Source organism: Paenibacillus glucanolyticus NBRC 15330 (assembly GCF_004000885.1).
Classification (GTDB): Bacteria; Bacillota; Bacilli; order Paenibacillales; family Paenibacillaceae; genus Paenibacillus_AQ; species Paenibacillus_AQ glucanolyticus.
In genome coordinates, this window is record NZ_BIMC01000011.1 from 149,850 (window position 1) to 169,234 (window position 19,385).

The 19,385-nt window shown below is 49.6% G+C and carries 15 protein-coding genes; 9 read left to right on the forward strand and 6 right to left on the reverse strand.

The window, feature by feature from the left end:
• Positions 1-8: 8 nt before the first annotated feature.
• Together PGL02S_RS17110 and PGL02S_RS17115 are read left to right on the forward strand one after the other, a co-directional pair.
• Positions 9-1,022: a zinc-binding alcohol dehydrogenase family protein gene (locus PGL02S_RS17110; RefSeq protein WP_036643267.1), complete on the forward strand. Its 1,014-nt coding sequence runs from the start codon at positions 9-11 to the stop codon at positions 1,020-1,022.
• Between the two features lie 202 nt (positions 1,023-1,224).
• On the forward strand, positions 1,225-1,656 hold the full coding sequence (locus PGL02S_RS17115; protein ID WP_036643425.1) for a DnaJ family domain-containing protein: 432 nt from the start codon (positions 1,225-1,227) through the stop codon (positions 1,654-1,656).
• A 98-nt stretch (positions 1,657-1,754) separates the two neighbouring features.
• On the opposite strand, the gene PGL02S_RS17120 is transcribed toward PGL02S_RS17115, so the two are convergent.
• From PGL02S_RS17120 to PGL02S_RS17145, 6 genes are all read right to left on the reverse strand, one after another.
• Positions 1,755-3,275, reverse strand: coding sequence for an ABC transporter substrate-binding protein (locus tag PGL02S_RS17120; protein ID WP_036643266.1), 1,521 nt, complete (start codon positions 3,273-3,275; stop codon positions 1,755-1,757).
• A 28-nt stretch (positions 3,276-3,303) separates the two neighbouring features.
• Positions 3,304-4,065 carry a response regulator transcription factor gene (locus tag PGL02S_RS17125; protein ID WP_036643265.1) on the reverse strand — a complete coding sequence of 254 codons (762 nt, stop codon included), beginning with the start codon at positions 4,063-4,065 and terminating at the stop codon, positions 3,304-3,306.
• Positions 4,040-5,803 (reverse strand): sensor histidine kinase, encoded by a 1,764-nt coding sequence (locus tag PGL02S_RS17130; RefSeq protein WP_036643263.1) that lies wholly within the window; start codon positions 5,801-5,803, stop codon positions 4,040-4,042. Before PGL02S_RS17130 ends, PGL02S_RS17125 begins: the two co-directional genes overlap by 26 nt.
• Before the next feature lie 142 nt (positions 5,804-5,945).
• On the reverse strand, positions 5,946-7,442 hold the full coding sequence (locus tag PGL02S_RS17135; protein ID WP_036643261.1) for an ABC transporter substrate-binding protein: 1,497 nt from the start codon (positions 7,440-7,442) through the stop codon (positions 5,946-5,948).
• Between the two features lie 90 nt (positions 7,443-7,532).
• The gene (locus PGL02S_RS17140) at positions 7,533-8,462 is read right to left on the reverse strand and encodes a carbohydrate ABC transporter permease (RefSeq protein WP_036643260.1); all 930 of its coding nucleotides are present in this window, start codon (positions 8,460-8,462) and stop codon (positions 7,533-7,535) included.
• A gap of 11 nt (positions 8,463-8,473) precedes the next feature.
• A complete protein-coding gene (locus PGL02S_RS17145) occupies positions 8,474-9,430 on the reverse strand; it encodes an ABC transporter permease (protein WP_006211996.1) in 957 nt (318 codons plus the stop codon).
• Between the two features lie 245 nt (positions 9,431-9,675).
• Here PGL02S_RS17145 and PGL02S_RS17150 point away from each other — a divergent pair, with 245 nt between their 5' ends.
• From PGL02S_RS17150 to PGL02S_RS17180, 7 genes are all read left to right on the forward strand, one after another.
• Positions 9,676-10,341, forward strand: a complete 666-nt coding sequence (locus PGL02S_RS17150) for a formylglycine-generating enzyme family protein (protein WP_036643424.1) — start codon at positions 9,676-9,678, stop codon at positions 10,339-10,341.
• A gap of 620 nt (positions 10,342-10,961) precedes the next feature.
• Positions 10,962-12,701: an extracellular solute-binding protein gene (locus tag PGL02S_RS17155; protein ID WP_036643259.1), complete on the forward strand. Its 1,740-nt coding sequence runs from the start codon at positions 10,962-10,964 to the stop codon at positions 12,699-12,701.
• Positions 12,702-12,731: 30 nt separating this feature from the next.
• Positions 12,732-13,703 (forward strand): ABC transporter permease, encoded by a 972-nt coding sequence (locus PGL02S_RS17160; RefSeq protein WP_036643257.1) that lies wholly within the window; start codon positions 12,732-12,734, stop codon positions 13,701-13,703.
• A gap of 15 nt (positions 13,704-13,718) precedes the next feature.
• Positions 13,719-14,654, forward strand: a complete 936-nt coding sequence (locus PGL02S_RS17165; protein ID WP_006211992.1) for a carbohydrate ABC transporter permease — start codon at positions 13,719-13,721, stop codon at positions 14,652-14,654.
• A 61-nt stretch (positions 14,655-14,715) separates the two neighbouring features.
• Positions 14,716-16,497 (forward strand): glycoside hydrolase family 2 protein, encoded by a 1,782-nt coding sequence (locus tag PGL02S_RS17170; protein ID WP_036643256.1) that lies wholly within the window; start codon positions 14,716-14,718, stop codon positions 16,495-16,497.
• 20 nt (positions 16,498-16,517) lie between these two features.
• Positions 16,518-17,516 (forward strand): aldose 1-epimerase, encoded by a 999-nt coding sequence (locus PGL02S_RS17175; protein ID WP_036643255.1) that lies wholly within the window; start codon positions 16,518-16,520, stop codon positions 17,514-17,516.
• A 72-nt stretch (positions 17,517-17,588) separates the two neighbouring features.
• Entirely contained in the window at positions 17,589-19,331 is a 1,743-nt protein-coding gene (locus PGL02S_RS17180) for a glycoside hydrolase family 2 protein (RefSeq protein ID WP_036643254.1), read from the forward strand.
• Positions 19,332-19,385: the final 54 nt, after the last annotated feature.

The following is a 19,385-nucleotide window of genomic DNA, read 5'->3' on the forward strand; positions in this document are numbered from 1 at the left end:
AGTTAGAAGTGAAGGGAATTGTGTGTAATCGGATTGGGGAATTTCAATACCGGGAGGACTTGCCTGAGCCACAATTACTCGACGGAGAAGCCATCATCCGCATCAAGCGAATCGGAATTTGCGGTACGGATCTACATGCCTTTCGCGGTAATCAGCCTTTTTTCACGTACCCGCGAATTCTCGGTCATGAGTTATCCGGTGTGATTGAAAAGGTCGGAGTTAACGATGAGGGATTGAAGGTCGGGGACACCGTCTGTGTCATTCCTTATATACACTGCGGAGAATGCTGGTCTTGCCTGAGAGGCAAAACCAACTGTTGTCGATCCATGAAAGTGATTGGCGTGCATCTCGACGGCGGCATGCGCGAGCGCATCTCCGTTCCGATTTCCCATTTGATGCGGACCGAAGGGCTGTCTTTGGATCAGGCGGCCTTGATAGAGCCGTTAGCCATTGGAACTCATGGCGTTAAGCGGGCGAATGTAACCAGCAAGGATACGGTTTTGGTGATCGGAGCCGGTCCTATTGGACTTGGAATCATGGTTTGTGCCAAAGCGATGGGAGCAACCCTTATCGCCATGGATACAAACGCCGATCGACTGGCCTTTTGCAAAGACTGGGCGAAGGTAGATCATACGATTCAGATTGGAGAGGAACTATCCGATCTTTCGGCGCTAACAGGAGGAGAATTTCCCTCCATCGTTTTGGACGCAACAGGAAACCAGGAATCCATGACCAACGCTTTTCATATGGTTGCCCACGGGGGGACCTTGGTGTATGTCGGCTTGATTCAAGGAGATATCTCATTTCGGGATTCTGAATTTCATAAACGGGAATTGACGCTGATGGGCAGCCGTAACGCCACCAAGGATGATTTCAATGAAGTGATGAAGCGGATCTCGGACAGCGGCCTGGATGTAGAAACGTACATAACTCATCGGTGCAGATTTGAAGAATTGATCCGTGAATTTCAGGGCTGGATGCATCCTTCCGCCAAGGTGATCAAAGCGATGGTGGAGCTTTGAACAATCCTTACTCAACGTATTAGCCTGGTTTAGAAGAAGTATATGAGCTTAATTCATTCCACACCGGTTATCTTCCATTTACGGATGAGAAAATGTTATATTTTTCGATCATTTTACAGGTCATGACGATGGTTATGCAGAATGAGTTAAAGAAGGAGTCATGTTCATTCCCTCGGTAGGAGAAAAAAAGGAGGTGAAGCAGATGGATGTGAACAAGGACCCAAAGGAATCTGCTTCTGCAGCTGATGAAGATCAGCATCAAGAAAAAGAACGGCGTCCTGTGTCGACCAGCAGCGGGCTTCTGGAATCGGCGGTCGATAAGTTTGCAAGAGAAGGCGGCTTTGACGATTTGCCGTTGAAGGGAAAGCCAATCAAGATCGAAGACGGGGATGTATTAACCGGTATCATGAAAAACGCGAATTACCAGCCGGCATGGATTGAGCTGAGAAAAGAAATCGCGGCCGACATTAAGCGGCTCTTGGGTCGTCCAGAGCTAAATGCAATCCCGGAGGCTGAGCTGGAGGCCATCAACCAAAAAATTATGAAGTACAACCGGATGGTTCCGAGTCCGCAGCTGCAAAAAGGACTCCTGTCCGGAATGAATTTGCAGGCAGCCTACGACAAATGGGAGTAAAACTGCAAATAGAGACCTTGAAGCAATCAGCTTCAAGGTCTCTTCTGAATATAGGCAATAGGGTTCATTCACCCCGGTTCAATTCCGCCACCTGCCGCTTACTCTCTTTGGCTTCGCCAAGCGTCCAGCTGCTTCTGCACCTCTTGTCGTACTTCGTCCATGCCTGCTTGCTTCAGCTCCTCGTTAAACTTGGGGAGGATGGTATCGACATCGACGGAGCCTGTCATGAGGCTTGGATAATATTTTTGCCAGACCATCTCGATGTTAGTGGTTTGGGCGGTCAGGCTGGATAGATCTGGCGTGAATCCAAGAACAGTGGAGTTAACGACACCGGCGTTGTATTTACGGAATTGGTCCCATTTGTCGAGGGGTTCCGGGTTATCGCCGCCCATGGTTTTCAGGATAAACCAATTCCCCTGCGTGTACTGCACTCCTGAATAGCTGCTTGCCGGCGTATCCGGGACGGCGTCGTCATTGCTGTTCTTATCCGTAATCAGAACTACTTGGCCCTGTTCATCCAGCGTGTAGTGCACGCCTTCGATCCCGTAATTGAACAAGTTGCGTATTTCCGGGTCCGTATTCAGCAAATTCAGGAATTTTATGCACTCCACGGGATGTTTGGTGTTGGCATTAATGGCCATGATGCCTCCACGGACGGCTTCCGTAGTCACGGTGTTAGGGGTTACGGGATGGGCTACAAGTTTGTAGCCGCGATCCTTGCTCCAAGTTGTCTCCGAGAGCGGTCCGCCGCCCGAGGACTTCCAGAACACCTTGGCCCCTCGCTTAAGCGCTCCAGGCTCTCGCAGCGCGGCATCCTTGTTAATGAAGCCCTCCTTGTAATAACGCCGCAACGTATCCAGCACCTGCCGCGCTTCCTTGGTTTCGAAGATATTCACCACCTGGGCGGCAGGGTCCAGCGATTGCACCATCAAGGGCAATTTATGGTTCAGAATATATTCGTATCCATGGAGCGCGAAGAAATTCTGTGAATCCCGGTCCAATTCCATAGGCATGTATGCCGGCTCTTCCTGGCGAATCATTCGTAGCAAGGGTTCAAGGGATTCCAGCGTATTGTATTGGGTAATGTCGATATTGTGCTTGTTCACGATGGAAGCGGGGTACATCCAATGATCACGTACGGCTAATTCCTTATTGGTGGGCACGCCGTAAATGCTGCCATCGTTCATACGCACCCCTTGCCAGAAGGTTGGGTCAATGGCATCGTACATGTCCTTACCAATGCCGGTAAGGTAATCATCAAGCTTCAGCCAGGCGCCGCGCATCGCAGTTGTTGCATAATCGGGGGCAAAAGCGATATCAAACGGACTCCCGGCGGATATCAGCGTGTTCAGCCGATCCTCGTATTCCAGCCAGCTTACCTTGACATAGGTGATCGTTACGCCGATTTTGCGAGCCATGATTTCATTGATTTTGTCGTTTACGAGCTGGAGATCCTTGTCCGGCTCTCCGATCGTATAATAGATCAGGTTAACCGTGTCGCCATCGTAGGCCTCGTCGTTATGTCCGGGCTGCGGGAAACAGCCGGTTGTATACGATGTGAGCAGCATTATAAGAACAATATGCATGAACCATCTTCGGGGTCTGGCATGCTTCAACATCGATCTCCTCCTTTCTCGAAGCGTGTTGTTATCCTTTTCCCCGCAGTTCAGAAGGAGATTTACCGAAAAAGTTGTGAAATTGCGTATAGAAATAATTGAGATTGTTGTAGCCCACCGAAAGCGCGATGCAGGAAATTTTCTCATCGGTTCCTTGAATTCGTTCTTGAGCAAGAAGCATTCGGTAAGCCATGAGATATTCTGAGAACTTCATAGCGGTTTCTTTGAGAAACAATTGTCCAAGGTAGGTGCTGTTCATCTGAAAACGCTCCGCCACGGATTTTAAGGTGATGTTCTGAGCATACTCTGTCTTGATCATCAGCAGAATGCGGTTGACCAGCTTCGATAAGCTGTCATAACTTACACCTAATACCGGATCTTTGTTCAAACTCTCGCTATTGATATCACCAATCGAACCGTTCAGCTCCTCCACTATAATCTTCTCGATCACTTGCTGCAGCTTGGTGCGTTCCACAGGCTTGAGCAGATAGTCTTTGACACCGCAGCGAATGGCTTCCAGAGCATACTTGAATTCGCTATAACCGCTCATGATAATAAATTTAGTAGGGAGCTGAAATTCGTTGAGTCTGCGAATCGCCTCATATCCAAGCTCCTTGCCGATGCAGACATCAAATATGGCGATGTCCGGCATCAGGTCCACTGCTTTGGACATGGCTTCGTTGATGGATTCACAGGTTTCGATCCGGCCGAAGCCGTATTGCTTCCAATCCAGAATTCGCTTCATCCCCTCCAAAATCTGAGGTTCGTCATCCACAATCATCAGTTTGTACATGTGCAATCACCTCTTTTGAAATCCGCACGGAAATTTTGACTCCGGCTTCCTTATTATTCTCAATCTCTATCGAAAAGCCGTTCCCATAGAAGAAGTGAAGGCGTGTGTATACGTTGCGCAGCCCGATGCTGCCGGAAGACGGATCATCGTGGTTAGACAGCGTGCTTCGGACGTTTTCCAAGCGCTCTGGCGAAATCCCGCTCCCGTTGTCCACAAATTCCAGCACGTAACACGCTTCGGACTCAAAACCATTAACTACATACAGATTAAACTCGTGATGGGTATTGAAGCCGTGAATGAAAAAATTCTCAGCCAAAGGCTGCATCCAGAATTTCACGGTAGGGAGCAAGAGCAGCGGCGGCTCCACATTGATTTGGTAATAAAAACGTCCCGGGTATTTAAACTCCATAATCTCCAAGTACTTCTGCAGCAATTCCAGCTCGCTTGCAATCGAAATGACAGTTTCCTTCTTCACCATCTCCCGATAGAGCGTCCCTAACGTAGCAATGGCGTCCGCGGTGTCCCTGTCCTGGTTGACAAGGGCCGTGGAGCGGATAACCTCTAACGTATTGTATAAAAAATGAGGGTTGATCTGATGTTGAAGCGCTTTCATTTCAGTTTCCTGCTGTTTGATTTTCAGCAGATATTCATTGCGGATATGCTTATTCAGCTGCTGAATCATATCGTCCAATTCCCGGGCGATCATGCCGTATTCATTGCGACGATAGCGGGCAGGCCCGCTTGGCGTAAAATTGGCCATCTTCACACGTCCTATCGATTGAATGATGCGGCGCAGGAAGAGGGCATCATCCCGCATATTGTATGCAATGAGAAGAAGCACGCTAATCATGGCTGCCAATACAATCAGAAAAACGGTGACCAGCATGCCGGCATGCTGACGAATCAGCATGGATAAATCGATGAGGGTGATGAATTTGAAATTAAATTTGGTGGACGGGAAGGAGGCAAATAGGATATGCTTCATGAACCCTTTCGAAATAAAACCATGACTGCGTCCATCCGCCTCAGCCAGACGGGATAGCTCCTCCAGGTCCTGGTCCTGTCCATTGCCGATGAGGTAGGTATCACCAGAAGCACTAACGGCAGCAGCATTGCCGAATCGAAAATTTCGTATGGATTTAAAAACCTGATCACTGCTGATCAGGAAGCGCATTTCCCCGAACTCCGGAGCGCCGAGCGCCGGATCCGACAGTTTCTTGCGATATACGAAGCCCTTCATAATGGTATCGCGAAAGGCCTCATCTGCATTCGGCAGCCCGAAGCTGAAGCTTGCCGTTCCGTTTTCGTTAAAACGTACGACATTGCCATACCGGGCGGTGTGCAGACTAATCTGCGTAATTTCGCCTTGCGCCCAGCTGTACAGGTAGGTCTTAACGTCCTCCGGAAAGGAAACCAGCGGCTGTGAGAATTGGCTGTTGACCAGCCTGTTGGTTAAGTAGCCTTCCGCACTGCTGCTTAAAAAGCTGCGAGCGTCGTTCATCAGACCGGGATTGGAGTATATCCGCTGCATGTAGGCTTCGATTCGGTCGGCATCATACTGCAGCTCGTTCTCAACGCGCGCGAAGGCATTGGCCGCCTCGATGCGGGCATTGCCAATCCATTGATTCAGCAGCATGGCACTGGTCAGCGTGCCGAGGGTGAGTCCGATGGCCACGACGAAGATACAATAGGCAATAAACTTGTGACGATAAATTTTGATTTGTAAAAAAGAGCCCATACGACACCTCGATTGCAGCAGATCGGCCGAAATAATCGTTGCTATATCTCAATGTAACACGATTAACACCAAGCTTCATAGGTGTAAGGAAAAAGCATCCCTTAACAGCGACTCATTAAGGGATGCGCATGAATTCTAAGCATTACTTGAAGTATTGGTTGATTTGCTCCTGAGCAGCTTGCATAATCGTGTCCATGCCGGCCGACTTTAATTCCGCCGTGATTTTGGGCACCATTTTCTCCGGATCGGATGCACCTGTAATGAGTTCATATTTGTATTTATCCCATACGGCCTGGCAATTCGCCACTTCGGTTTGAAGATCGGTAATGTCAAGCGCGAAGCCCAGAATCGTTGAAGAGGTCGCTGCATCGTTCAGCTTTTTGACCTGTTCCCATTGATCTTCAGGAGCGCCTTTTGTAACCGCTAAATTAAAGAACGTCCCTTGCGTATAGGCAGCCAGCGGCCAAGTATCGGAGGTGCGCTCAATCACCTTCTCGCCATCAACGTTGTTGTAGTCCACGCCTAACTCGCCGAAGGCCAGCATATTGCGGAGCTTGGGATCCGTATTCACTAACTCGAGGTACTTCAGGGCTTCCTGTTTATATTTTGAATTCGCCGAAATTGCGTTTAGCGAGCCTTGGATCGTACTGGTTGTATAAATAGGTCCGTAATGCTGAACCATATCGTACTTCTCCACGGCGTCATTGATTTGCCAGCTGACCTCTGCCCCAGGGAAGGCCTGGGCTGCAAAGAATGCTCTTCCTTTGTCGTTCTCTGTTTTTGTCGGCGCATCCGGGTTGATGATGCCGTCCTGGTACCACCCATGCAAGAGCTTCAGGTTTGCCATGATGTCAGGCTGCTCAAGGACAGAGACAACCGTACGCGATGCATCGTCAGCCTTTACGCCGATGGGCGGGAAGCCTAAGGTCAAATCGTCATACTCGTTGAAGAAGCCGTTCAAGCCTTCGCCTTGCGTCATCGGGAGCGGATAGAAGCTTTTGCCTTCGCCAGCCTTCATGTCATGGAGAGGCTTATCCAGATCCTGCAATGTTTTCATCTGATTGATATCGATATTGTACTTTTGTACATGCTTATCATCGAATACCCAGTACTGCGTCAGTGCCGAATCCTTGTAAGTCGGAACAGAATAATACTTGCCGCCGATTTTTGTGCCTTCCCATACCTTCTCGGGAATCAATTTGTACAAGTCGGGCGTTTCACTCTGCACCAGATCCGTGATATCGGCAAATGCGCCCATAGCTACTTGTTTGCTGTATTTACCACTGTTCGTGAACATGATGTCAAATGGCTCGCCGGTATTCACAATGGTGTTCATTTTGGTGTCCCATTCCCCCCAGCTGGCAACCTTGATGTCAATCTTCACGCCAATCTTCTCGGCTGTGTATGCGTTCATGGCATCAATCGCTTTGCTGAAATTATTAGGCACTTGACCGCCAATGGTCCACCAAGTCAGCGTTGGGACATCCTTGCTTTCAGCTGCGGATTCTTTAGATGTGTCCGGTGTCGTCGAAGATCCATCAGACGTGGATGCAGGCTTCGAGCCGCCACAGGCCGCCAAAGCAGCCAGCATAAGTGTCATCACGCACAGTGTAGATAAGAACCTTAAAGATTTCTTCATTCCATTTCCCCCTTTTTGAAGTTAACTCACCGTAAAAGTTGTATATGAGTGATCTATCATAAACCAAGTATGGCTTGGCTTATTTCGCTGTTATCCTTTGACTGCACCGACCGTAAGTCCGGATATAAAGTACTTTTGGAAAAAAGGGTAGGCGAATGCGACAGGCAGAACGATGAGAATGGCTACAGCCATGCGGGCAGATTCCTTCGGCATCGTTGCGACAAGCAGCGCGTAGCTGACGCCCATGCTTGCGGCATTCTTGGCAAGTGCATCCACATTGCTCATTAAGCTGTTAAGCAGTGCTTGCAGAGAATAGAGGTTCTGGTTGTCGATATACAGCATCGATTGGAACCAGTCGTTCCAGTAACTAAAGCAGAGAAACAGTCCGATCGTTGCGATGACCGGCAGCGAGATCGGCATGATGATGGAGAAGAAGATTCGCAGCTGGCTCGCGCCATCAATTTCGGCAGATTCGATCAGCCCATCCGGAATCGTGCTTTTGAAGAAAGTTTTACATATGATGACGTTGAATGATGAAACAGCCAGCGGTAGAATAAGGGCCCAGATGCTATCCTTGAGACCTAATAGATTTGTATTAATGAAGTAACTGGATACCAAGCCGCCATTGAAGACCATGGGGATGAATACGACCCAAGTCAGAAAACCTCTCAGCTTGTAGGTTGGGCGAGAGAGAACATAACCCATCGAAGTGGTCAGCAGTACACCGAGTACGGTACCAGCTACGGTAACAAGTGCGGATACGCCGAGCGCGCGCAGAATCATCGTACCCTGCTTGACGATATAGACGTAGGCGTCAGCTGACAAAGCAACCGGCAGCAGATGATATCCCGTCTCGCGGATGGAGTCTTCACTGGAGAATGAAATCGATAGAACAACAACAACAGGGATGACGCAGAGCAGCGCCAGGATTATAAAAATTAGATTAAACAGAAGGTTCACGGCTTTGTTTGTACGGTTAAACTTCTCCAGGCCCGTCTCATAAGCGGTTTTTGTTGTCATCGTTTTGCCTCCTACATCATCGCGCTATCCGGATCAATTCTGCGAACAATCCAGTTAGCGATCAGAATGGTAGCACACCCCAGAACAGACTGCACAAATGCGGCAGCAGAGGCCATCCCTACGGTGGCGGTTTTTAATTGTTTATACACCATCACGTCGATGGTGGTAGACACGTTGAAGAGAGAGTTGGAATCTCGCGTAACCTGATAGAACAAACCGAAATCGGTGTAAAAAATCCGTCCGACGGCCAAAATGAACATCATGACAATCACCAGCTTGAGCATGGGCAATGTAATAAATCTTGTCTGCTGCCAGATGGAGGCGCCATCAATGACAGCTGCTTCGTAATAAGTGCTGTCAATGCTCGTGATGGTTGCCAGATAGATGACCATGCCATAACCTAAGCCTTTCCAGATATTCAGGAGAATCAGAAAGTACGGCCAATAACTTGGCTCCATATACCAGTTAATCGGATCGCTGCCCATATTGACGAGCACTTGATTGACAATCCCTTTATCAAAGCTCAGGAAGGCCCAGCCTACGGCAGATACGACAACCCAGGATAGGAAATAGGGCAGGAACATCATCGTCTGATAGACTTTGCTTGCCTTTCGACTGTGGAGCAGACCGATCATAATGGCGAATAGAACGGGCAGCACAATCCCAGTAATGATAAAAATCATATTGTAGCCAATGGTGTTACGGATAATGATCCAGGCGTCATTCGACTTGAACAGGAACTCAAAGTTTTTGATGCCTATCCATGGACTGTTGAACACATTACTCAAGAAGCCGCCGCTAATCCTGAAATTTTTGAAGGCGATAATGATCCCGAACATCGGCAAGAAACTAAACAGGATGTACCAGATCGTCGTTGGCAATGCCAACAGGGTCAGTTCCGTATCCTGTTTGTGCCAGCGCATTCGAAAGCGCTTTCGTTTATCTTTTGGTTCGGCTGTAGAGCTCATGTCCGTCACTCCTTACGGGGATATCTCGCTTGTAGTGGCCTTGTTGAATTCATTGTATAAGAGAAAGTTTCGATGCTTCCAGACAACAAACTTGATACTATAGTCAACAAACGTTAGATTTGAAAGAATTGAATTGTGAAACACAACCTAAAATTGCTATTTGTGGAATAAAAATAGCGGATAAGTTAGCAGGAACGGGAGGAGGAACGTGGTTGAAACCAGAGCGTAATCGAGACGGGTATCCTATGGTACAAATACCGGCAGGTGAAATTCAACTAAGGGACGATCGTATCAAGACAACATGGACAGCTCAGGTAAATTCTTTTTTGCTAGCACCGATTCCAGTTACGGCTGCGTTGTATTGCTCGATTATGCAACAGACAGGTAAACTCGGTGACAAGCCTCAAGCGCCGATTGCGAATGTTTCATGGCATGATGCGATTCTCTTTTGTAATACAATATCGCAGAAGTCAGGTTTAAAGGCATGTTACTCGGTAAGCGATGATAGAGAGCAGGTTATCTGTGACCGGGAGACGGATGGCTATCGTTTACCTACAGAAGCGGAATGGCAGTATGTCTGTAAAGCAGGGACGGGTGGTTATCGGTACGGCGAGCTGGATCAAATTGCATGGTATGGTGAAAACTCGGAGGGTATGGCGCATGAAGTAGGCAAAAAGCTGCCGAATGCGTGGGGGCTCTACGATATGCTGGGAAATGTTTGGGAGTGGTGTTGGGATTTATACGACCCGGAAGTGTACGGTCCCTACAGAGTTTTTCGTGGTGGAAGCTGGGCTGAAGAAGCCAGGGGATGTGGAGCAACGTGCCGCCGCCGAAGTCATCCTACATTTCGAATTGAGGATCTCGGCTTTCGTCTTGCAAGGTCGATTCCCTCAAAGGGAATCACCTCCTGAATTACAAATGCATGAACTGCTGTAAATCGATAGATTTTTTCACGGGAACCCAAACGCCCATTTATTACAGGTAATCTGTAATAAATGGGCGTTTGTTACGAATAGAGGTTTAGTCGGATAAACGTCTGGGACTGCTGACTCATCCGATGAATTTTTATTGATAATACTAATGAAACAAGACTTATCGATGTTTTTCTATTCCAACACTTACAATTCCAAAAACATAAAGATTAAAAAATACATCAAATTAATTACATTAATTACGTTTGAAAGCGTTGACAAAACAATGATATATGCTTATACTTCGATTAAATATACAGGATATTTGTATTAAATGAGGGGGATTTGAGTTTTGTTCTAGTTATTTTATAGCTGAAAGGGGACTTGTTTTCGGGATGGTAATGAGAGCAGAAGCATGGCTTCCAGCGAGGAGGTGCTGGTCCGCATTTCTATGTTCTTGTTGGAGTGAATAACATTCGCTTTCCGAGAAGCAACCAATGCTCCGAGATTTAAGAATGAAGTCAAGCTTTAATCAGGCGCCCTTGAATAACTACAGCTAATAGAACATCTCGACACCATACGGGAACGCTTGCAACTATTCATATCATGGGAGGTTAAGCATGAACAGAACGATGAAGCGCCTTTTCACACTGTTATTCATATCCATATTGATCATTTCGACGGTAACCGCTTGCAGCGGTAAAGGAAACAATGAGCCCGATAATCCCGTAGCCAAAGAAGAAGGCGTTTCCAAAGAGAAGAATCAAGTGACTTTCGAAGACATCAGCGGAGACATTCGCGGGAATACAGCACCGACGCAGGAGCAGATTGACGAGGTGAACAGCACGTTAAACGATACATACCTCGGTGATGTTTACGAGGAAGTGATTCCGAGTGATTATTCTGCATATCCGGTCCAAGGTGACGTGGTACTGGATGTGTGGATGCCCGCGAACTCCAATATCCCGGATATGAATAATCACTTGGTTCAGAAGCAGGTGGAGAAGCTGACCGGAATCAAAGTGAACTTCATTACGCCGCCTGTCGGGCAGGAGGCGGACGCCTTCACCTTGATGATCTCCTCCGGCGAGCTGCCGGATATCATTATCGATCCGGGGCGTTACCCGGGAGGTTTTGAAGCCGGGGTGAACGATGGTGCCTATTTGGACCTCACCGATAAGATGGAAGAGTTTGCCCCCAACTACACGGCATGGCGAAATTCCGATGAAATGAGAAGAAAAACGACCGTAACGGACGATGGCCGATTGCTTGGCTTCTACGGCATCGCGCCGTATTCCGAATGGATCTGGTTCGGAACCTTAATCAAGCAGGAAGCACTGGATAAGACAGGGCTTGAAGTTCCGACAACGATTGATGAATGGTACACGTTCCTCAAGAAATGCCAGGAAGTTGGATATAAGAACCCGCTGAATTACGGATCCACTTACGGCCAAATCTTTACTGGCATCATTAACGGAGCGTATGGCGTGTGGGATTGGACCTTCATCGATGAGAACGGCAAGGTTGCATGGGGACCGGCACAGCCGAAAGCGAAGGAATACCTGACCACGATGCAGCAATGGAACAAGGAAGGCTTACTGAATCGGGACTGGGCGACCGCTGACTTTAATCAACGGATGGCAAGCGCCATTTCCGATGATACGGCTGTCATGATGGACTCGCCGGATACGATGTGGAGCTATTGGAAGGTGCAGAACGATATCGATTTTGTCGGGGCGCTGAATCCTGTGCTGAACAAAGGGGATAAATCCGCATCCACCTATAAGAATTTCAAGAGAGCCGGTACCAATGCGGCCATCACCACGCAGAGCAAGAACGTAGAGGCCGCTATGGCATGGCTGGATTTCAACTTCACGAAAAAAGGCTGGGAGCTCATTAACTTCGGCGAGTACGGCACGGTGCATTTGGTGGATGAGCAGGGGATGCCGTATTACCCGGAGAGCAGCTATATCTACAATGATCCGGATGGTCAGCCGGTTGATGTGACGCTCTGGAAATACCGCATGCACAACTGGCCGAATATTCGTGACGAGCACCATGCGAATCCGTTGATTGCGGCAAAAGGCAGCTATTCGGGCGATATCCGAAAGACCTGGACGGAGAACATGGATACGAGCATGGCGATGCCGCCGATTACATTCACGAAAGAGGAAGCCTCACGGGAGGCAGAGCTCGGGAACCAATTGTCTACGCTGCGCGGTGAATATTTTGCCAAGATCATGATGGGTGAACTGCCGGTGGATGCGTACGATAAATTTTTGAAGGAAGCGCAAAGCATGGGGCTGGAGGAATTCTTAAGTCTCCATCAAGCAGCCTTGGATCGGTACAACCAACGCTAGTGTCACTTTCGAAGAACAGGTGGTTGAATCATGGAGATATTAAGGAAACCAAGGGAAATGGACCCGGTAGGTTTGAACCCGAAACCGAAGAATACGAAGCGACTGATTCAAAAGGATCTAAAGAAAAACTGGTTTGTCTATCTGATGGCCCTTCCGGTCGTAGCCTGGTTCCTGATTTTCTGCTACGGCCCGATGTGGGGCGTGATGATCGCCTTCAAGGATTTCAAGCCCTTGCTCGGATTTGCCGATAGCGATTGGGTCGGTTTCAAGCATTTCATCGACTTTTTCACAGGGCCTTATTTCTGGAGAGTGGTCAAGAATACGCTGCTTCTGAACGTGTGGGGCATCGCATTCGGATTCACCGCTCCAATCATACTTGCCTTGCTATTGAATGAAATTCGTTCGTCCAAGTTCAAGCGGACCGTGCAGACCATTACGTACATGCCGCATTTTATCTCATTGGTTGTGGTGTGCGGCATCATACACATATTCACGGCGAACGAAGGGGTCGTAACCCAGCTGCTGTCGTTCATCACAGGCAAAGATTACTCGTCGCTTCTGGGATACTCCAATTTGTTCCGGCCGATCTACACCTTCTCGGGAATATGGCAGAGTATCGGATGGGACAGCATTATCTATCTGGCCGCGATGAGCGGCATTGACCCTTCGTTATATGAAGCAGCCGATATCGACGGCGTGGGTCGGGTGAAAAAAATGTGGTATATCACGCTGCCGCAGATCAGTCCGGTCATCATCATCCTGTTTATTTTTGCAATTGGCGGATTGATGTCGTCCGGTTACGAGAAAATCATTCTGCTGTATAATCCGCTCATCTACGATACGGCAGATGTCATCGCATCGTATGTTTACCGAAGGGGCTTAAGGGAAGCGAGCCTCAGCTACTCCACGGCTGTGGGACTTGTCAGCTCCATCGTCAATTTCGGGCTGTTATGGATGACAAATACGATAGCGAAGCGTAGATCCGAATCCAGCCTATGGTAAGAAAGAGGGACGGTTATGAAAGATATCATGCAACCCAAAGCGAAACGAAGCAGAAAGCACAAGTCCATCGGGGACCGCGTGTTCGATTGGACCAACTATACGGTACTTACCGCATTGACCTTGGTGTGCTTTTATCCGATTCTGCATATCCTGTTCGCCTCCGTCAGTGATCCGGGCGCATTAATGGCACATAAAGGGGTGCTGTTGAAGCCCTTGGGATTCACACTGGATGGCTACAAGCTGGTGTTCAAAGATAACAGTCTCTTGAACGGGTACAAGAACACGATCATTTACGTGGGACTCGGTACGCTGGTCAATATGGTCATGACGATATTAGGTGCATACGTGTTATCCAGGCGGGACTTGTATTTCAAGAATTTCATCATGATTGTCATTACCATTACGATGTTTTTCGGCGGGGGGCTGATTCCATGGTTCCTGTTGATGAAGGATATCGGCCTGTACAACAATCTGTGGGCCATGATCCTGCCAACGGCGTTAAGCACATGGAATATCATCATCCTGCGGACCGGTTTCCAGTCCATCCCGAAGGAACTGGAGGAAGCGGCAGTAATCGATGGCGCCAGCCAGTTCAGCATCCTGGTAACGGTGATTCTCCCGCTATCGAAAGCGACGCTGGCTGTCATATTCCTGTACTATCTGGTTGGCAATTGGAACTCCTGGTTTAATGCAATGGTGCTGCTGAAGGATCGGGAGCTGTTCCCGCTGCAGCTGCTCATGAAGGAAATTCTTGTTGCCAATGACGCTACGGCGACAACGATCGGCAGCGCCGGCGGTGTTGTCATCAATAGCGCTCAGAGCTCCACTGCGTTCCGGGAACTCGTGAAGTATTGCGCAATCGTGGTTTCCACGGTTCCGATCTTGCTGGTGTACCCGTTCCTGCAGAAGTATTTTGTGAAGGGCGTTTATGTAGGCTCGATCAAAGGATAGACGGTGAACTTGTACTTGGATGAACTAGATAGAGATGAATCGAACAGGAGTGAGTCACATCTTGACGACAGCAGTTAGCGAGACACAAACAGGTTTGCGCAGCGAATATCCAAGACCCCAGTTTCAACGCAAGGAATGGCTGAGCCTTAATGGAGAATGGGATTTCGGATTTGATGATCTTGGCATCGGTGAGGATGAGCGATGGTTTCTGGGGAATGCCAAACAATCTTTTAAACGAAAAATAACGGTCCCGTTTACGTTTCAAAGCAAGCTGAGCGGCATCGACGATCCGGCTTTTCACGATGTCGTGTGGTACCGTAGAACGTTCGAGATTCCGCCGGATTGGCATGGTAAACGGATCGTGCTTCATTTTGGCGCCGTGGATTATGCGGCCAAAGTATGGGTGAACGGGCATATGGTGGCGGTGCATGAAGGCGGTCATACGTCGTTCCAGGCAGACATCACGGCTGCGCTGGCGGCAGGAAGCAACACCGTCATCGTTCGAGCCGAGGATTTCAGCCACGATGTCACCTTGCCGCGCGGCAAGCAGTATTGGCTTGAGCATTCCGCAAGCATATTCTACACCCGCACGACCGGCATCTGGCAAAGTGTATGGATCGAGCCGGTATCCCCTGTACATCTGAGCAAGACGATGATGACACCTGATATTGATCGAAATGAAATCCGCATCCGGACGTTTATAGAGGGAGTTAAGTCTGCGGAGGAGATCAAGCTGCAGATTACCGTAAGGTTTCAGGGAGAGCTTGTCGCGGAGGATCAATATGCGATTCAAAATGCGGAGCAGCTTCGGACCATTGGTCTGAGTGATTTCACAGATCATGGATTGGGGCGGCTGTGGAGCCCGGAGCATCCGAACCTGTATGATATCGAGTTTCGCCTCCTTCAAGCCGAAGCCGTGGTGGATCAGGTATCGAGTTATTTTGGCATGCGCAAGGTTTCCATCGAGGATGGCAAGCTGTGCCTGAATAATCGCCCTTACTTTCAGAGGCTGGTGCTGGACCAGGGATATTTTCCAGAGGGCATCCTGACGGCGCCGTCGGATGAGGCGTTAAAACGCGATGTGGAACTGGCGAAGGAAATGGGCTTTAACGGGGTGCGAAAACATCAGAAGAGTGAGGACCCCCGCTTCCTGTACTGGTGTGATCGACTCGGCCTGCTGTTATGGAGTGAGGCAGCTAACGCGTATGAATACTCCGAAGCGTATGTCCGCCGGTTCACGGCGGAGTGGCAGGAGATTATGGAGCGGGATTACAATCATCCGTGCATCATCACGTGGGTTCCGCTGAACGAGAGCTGGGGCATTCCGAATGTCCAGATGGATCGGCGCCAGCAGCAGCACGGACTGGCGATGTACCATTTGACTAAATCGCTGGATGATAGCAGACCCGTCGTTTATAACGACGGATGGGAGCATATGACCACCGATCTGGTCACGATTCATGACTATGAGAGCCGTCAGGAGGTGCTGGAGGAGCGGTATGCAACAGCCGCGTCTGCGGTGCAGGCCATGCCGGCTAACCGGAGGATCTTTGTCGGCGGAGCCAGCTATCAAGGACAGCCGATATTCGTATCGGAGTTCGGCGGCATTGCCTTCAAGAAGAGTGAGTGGGATGGCTGGGGTTATTCCGGCGCAGAGAATGAAGAGGATTTCTTGGCCCGGCTGAAGGCGGTGGTCGATCCAATGTTCTCGTCACCTGTGGTTCAGGGATATTGCTACACACAGCTAACGGATGTTGAGCAGGAGATCAATGGACTGCTGACGTATGACCGCAAGCCGAAAGCACCGCTTGAGACCATCCGTAAGATTATGATGGGAACCTAATCGGGGGAGATGAAGAAGAAATGGACCGAACGAATGCCTATGAGGGTGTATACCATGACGAGAGCGCGGTTTATTTAAGGGCAGGAGCTTATGAAGCAGTCATGCTTCCGGGAATCGGGGGGAATCTGATCTCGTTCCGGGACCTGGAGAAGGGGTACCGGTTTCTGCATGAACCGGCACCGGAGGAAATGGCGGCATTCAGGGAAAGACCGATGATTCACGGCATACCGGTGCTGTTTCCCCCGAACCGCTATGAGCAAGGCAATTTCCGGTGGAACGGCAAGATCCATCACCTTCCCGTCAACGAGGAGGCAACCGGTCATCATCTTCATGGCTTCTTGTACAATATTCCATGGGAGCTTGATGACTACGGGCACTCCAAGCAGGAGGCTTATGTGACGGTATCTGTCCATGTGGATGAACGGCATTCGGTATACGAAGCCTTTCCGTTCCCGTTTCATATTCAGCTGCGGTACAGCTTAAGCGATCAAGGGTTATCCCAGCGTGTCACGATAACCAATACGGGGACAGCATCCATGCCGTGCCTGCTTGCATTTCATACGTCCATTAATGCGCCTTTCGTGGAGGGAGGCGATGCCCGGGATTACCGGATGAAGCTGACCCTCGGTAAGCGGTGGGAGCTCGGTGAATCCATGCTGCCCACCGGCGCCCATCAGCCATTGTCCGCGAGTGAGGAAGCGATGCAAGGCGACGGCGTCTATCCGTTCTTCGAGCGTATGGACAATCACTATACCGCCGCCGCTCAGAACGGGAGGAACCGAATGGAGCTTACTGATGAGGCGGCCCAATTGACGCTGGTGTACGACGTGGGCACCTCCTACAAGCAGTGGATGATCTGGAATAATGAAGCGACGGAGGGTTTCCTCTGCCCTGAACCGCAGATTAATCTGGTCAATGCGCCCAATATGGACATGCCAGCGGAGGAAGTCGGTTGTTTCAGTCTGGAGCCAGATGAGATATGGGAGGAGACCAGCAGGCTGTACGTTAAGAAAAGCTGAGACAGAGCCCACCTACAGCCCCATGGCAATAGATACTATACAGACAAATTAAACGTTAAAAGGAGTTCAACCATGACCCACACTACAGTTCCGCGTCCCGAATACCCGAGACCCCAATGGGTAAGACCCGATTGGATCAACCTGAACGGTTCATGGCAATTCGAAATCGATCATGCCCGAAGCGGAAAAGAACGCGGTTACCCAGAAATCGGACATCAGCTGTCCGGAACGATCACGGTCCCTTTTTGCCCGGAGAGCAAGCTGTCCGGCGTTGAATATAAGGATTTTATGGCTGGCGTCTGGTATAAACGGGAGTTTACCGTGCCGGAGAGCTGGAATGGCAGAACACTGCTTCATTTCGGGGCGGTCGATTATGAAACGGAAGTATGGGTGAACGGAGTATCCATAGGTACCCATCGCGGAGGATATACCCCGTTCAGCTTTGATATCAGCCCTCAGATGACACCGGGCGCGAATGTGATTACCGTATATGCGGAGGACGATGTCCGTTCCGGACGTCAGCCGCGAGGCAAACAGAGCGAGCGCTTCTACTCCCATGGCTGTGATTACACGCGCACCACAGGCATCTGGCAGACGGTATGGCTGGAGCACGTGCCGGAAGCCTATTTGTCTGACATGAAAGTGGTGGCAGACCCTGATAATGCTTGCGTACACCTTGAAGTGAAGGTGGTCGGGAAGGCAGCGGGGGGCAAGCTCACTGCTGTCGCTCTCTATGAGGGTAAGGCTGTAGGGAATGCCAGCGCTCTGGTATCCGGACCGTCCGTCAAGCTCACCCTTCCGTTGGAGGAGGTTCACTTATGGGAGGTTGGTCAGGGCAGATTGTACGATCTGGAGTTATCCCTGCAGGAGCAAGGTAAAACAGGTGATACGGTGCAAGCTTATTTTGGACTCAGAAGCGTTAGGCTGGACGGCATGGCGTTTCGGATCAACGGCAGATCCATATTTCAGCGTCTTGTGCTGGATCAGGGCTTTTACCCGGACGGCATCTATACGGCTCCAAGCGACGAGGCTCTTCGCAACGACATCGAAATATCGATGGGCCTTGGCTTTAACGGCGCGAGGCTGCATGAGAAGATATTCGAACCGCGCTTCTTGTATTGGGCCGACCGGTTAGGCTATCTGGTATGGGGAGAGCATGCAAATTGGGGACTGGACATCACAACAACCGAAGGGCTGTCCCATTTCCTGCCGGAATGGCTCGAAGGGATGGAGCGTGATTTCAATCATCCTGCCCTTATCGGCTGGTGTCCTTTTAACGAGACTTGGGATCGGGACGGTGCCAAACAAAATAACGAAGTGCTGCGCATTGTATACGAGGTATCCAAAAAAATCGATCCGACGCGTCCGGTCATTGATACGAGCGGCAACTTCCATGTCGTGACGGATATATTCGACATTCATGATTATGATCAGAACCCGCAGACATTCCAGGAGAGATATGAGCCGATGAAGGATGGCGGCGAGGTGTACAACAGCTTTCCGAACCGGCAGCAGTATGAGGGGCAGCCTTATTTCATCAGTGAATATGGCGGCATCTGGTGGAATCCGGAGCAGCAAGACGAGAAGTCCTGGGGATACGGGGATCGTCCGACATCCGAAGAAGATTTTCTTACGCGTTATGCGGGTTTGACAAATGTCTTGCTCGATCATCCGCGGATGTTCGGATTTTGTTACACCCAGCTATACGATGTCGAGCAGGAAGTGAACGGGCTGTATACCTACGACAGGAAGCCGAAATTCGATCCTGATGTGATACGAAGCATAAATTTGCGTAAGGCCGCCATTGAAGATTGAAGCCGCTGTCCCATGACTGCTCTGTACAGGCCGGAATCTTGGATGCCCAAGTGC